This is a genomic window from Mesorhizobium sp. M7A.F.Ca.MR.148.00.0.0 (assembly GCF_003997735.1).
In the GTDB taxonomy this organism is placed as follows: Bacteria; Pseudomonadota; Alphaproteobacteria; order Rhizobiales; family Rhizobiaceae; genus Mesorhizobium.
On the sequence record NZ_RZTB01000254.1, the window covers coordinates 1 to 2,031 of the forward strand.

At 62.8% G+C, this 2,031-nt stretch carries 3 protein-coding genes; all 3 read right to left on the bottom strand.

The genetic code is table 11. The features are described from left to right. Nucleotides 1–58 precede the first annotated feature (58 nt). The 3 genes from EOB49_RS33675 to EOB49_RS33685 all read right to left on the bottom strand — a co-directional run bounded on the left by EOB49_RS33675 (nt 59) and on the right by EOB49_RS33685 (nt 1,990). Complete coding sequence (locus EOB49_RS33675; RefSeq protein ID WP_127383480.1) at nt 59–826, bottom strand: class II aldolase and adducin N-terminal domain-containing protein; 768 nt, start codon at nt 824–826, stop codon at nt 59–61. An 82-nt stretch (nt 827–908) separates the two neighbouring features. Further along, complete coding sequence (gene ureG / locus EOB49_RS33680) at nt 909–1,553, bottom strand: urease accessory protein UreG (RefSeq protein WP_127383481.1); 645 nt, start codon at nt 1,551–1,553, stop codon at nt 909–911. After that, the gene (locus tag EOB49_RS33685; protein ID WP_127383482.1) at nt 1,550–1,990 is read right to left on the bottom strand and encodes a DUF3995 domain-containing protein; all 441 of its coding nucleotides are present in this window, start codon (nt 1,988–1,990) and stop codon (nt 1,550–1,552) included. Before EOB49_RS33685 ends, ureG begins: the two co-directional genes overlap by 4 nt. Between the last annotated feature and the right edge of the window lie 41 nt (nt 1,991–2,031).

Here is a 2,031-nt window from a genome sequence, read left to right on the forward strand (position 1 = left end):
CCGCCCCTCATCCGCCTGCCGGCACCTTCTCCCCGTATAGTGACGGGGAGAAGGGTCCTCAATTCCGGTAGGCCGGTTCCTGCTCGTCTAGGATCGCCTTCAACTCGCTGAGATGGCGTTCGGCCTGGCCGGGATAGTCGTCCATCTCGCTTGCCGCCTTCTCGGCGATCGCATCGGATAGCGTGCGCAGCGGGCGGCCGGTCCACAGCGCCTTGATGTAGGTCTCGGCGGCGCGTTCGAAATAGAACATGCGGTTGAAGGCATCGGCGACCGTGTCGCCGATGACCAGCACGCCGTGATTGCCCATCACCATCACCTTGACCTTGGGATCGACGAGAAGCTGCGAGCAGCGCTCGCCCTCCTCCTCGAAGGCCAGCCCGCCATAATGCGCGTCCACGACATGGCGATTGAAGAACATCGCTGAATTCTGGTCGATCGGCGGCAGTGTCGAGTCAGCGAGCGATGCCAGCACCGTGGCGTGGATCGAATGGACATGCATGACACAGCGCGCGTGGCGCACATTGCGATGGATGGCGCCATGCAGTCCCCACGCCGTTGGGTCGGGCGCATCGGGGCCGGAGAGCGTTTCTGGATCGTTGGCATCGATCATCAGAAGGTCGCTCGCCTTGATGCGCGAGAAATGCACCTGGTTGGGGTTCATCAGGAACTGTGTCCCGCCATCATTGACGGCCAGCGAGAAGTGATTGGCCACCGCCTCATGCATGTTGAGCCGTGCCGTCCAGCGGAAGGCGCAGGCAAGATCGACGCGCTCCTCATAGTAGGGCAGGTTGGTCAGCGTTTCCTTTTGCAGACGGGCAAGGCTCATCCTAAAATCCTCCGGTTTCGGCAAGAATGCCGTGGCCAGCCCATGTCCGCAACCGGTTTTGGTTGGTGCAGGGATGGCTATCTCACGCTGCCGTGCTGGCAGCGGCACCGCCGGCTCGCAGGCCGCCATGCTCGATGATGAAATCGATCACCTCCTGCAGCCCCTTGCCGCGCGACAGGTCGGTGAAGCCGAACGGCCGCTTGCCGCGCATGCGGCCGGCGTCGCTCTCCATGACATCGAGGTTGACGTTCACGTAAGGAGCAAGATCGCTCTTGTTGATCACCAGGAAATCGGAGCGGGTGATCGCCGGCCCGCCCTTGCGCGGAATCTCCTCGCCCTGGCAAACCGAGATGACATAGAGCGTCAGGTCGGCGAGGTCGGGCGAGAAGGTCGCGGCAAGATTGTCGCCGCCGGATTCGATGAAGACGATGTCGAGATCCGGGAATTTCCTGTTCATTTCGGCGATTGCCTGCAGATTGATCGACGCATCCTCGCGGATGGCAGTGTGCGGGCAGCCGCCGGTCTCGACACCCATGATGCGGTCCTCGGGCAGTGCCTGCAGCCGCGCCAGCATCATGGCGTCTTCCTTGGTGTAGATGTCGTTGGTGACGACGGCGATGGAAAACTCGTCGCGCAGCGCCTTGCACAGCTTTTCGGTCAGCGTCGTCTTGCCCGAACCGACCGGGCCGCCAATGCCGACGCGCAGCGGACCATTTGTCTGTGTCATGCGGGAAACTCCGTGATGGCGAGGATGGCAAAGCCGAGCCCGATCAACAGGCAGAGCGGCGAATAATAGCGGACATCGAGCCGCGCGAAAGGTTGTTCCGGCGCCAGCCGCCGCCACCATGGCGTGAAGCCGGCTATGCCGCGACCCAGGAACACCAGGCCGATGAGCAGCGAAGTGGCGGCGAGGCCTTCCCGGGGAAAGGGCGAGGCAAAGACGCCCATGAGCGCCAGCGGCCATAGTGTCGCGAGGCACAGGCACGCGGCAACGGCGAAACTGGCAAACGGCGTCGGCATTTCATCGACGCCGCGAAAGCCGACAACGGCGCGGGCGCAGGAGGCCGCATCCTGGCCCGGCCAGATGCCGCCAAGACCCCAATAGACATGCAGCGCGGTGATCAGCAGCAGAGCAAGGGAGAGCGAGAAAGCGAGAAAAATCATGAGCGGAACAGTCGCGAATACTGGGTTTCATGCTTCATCGC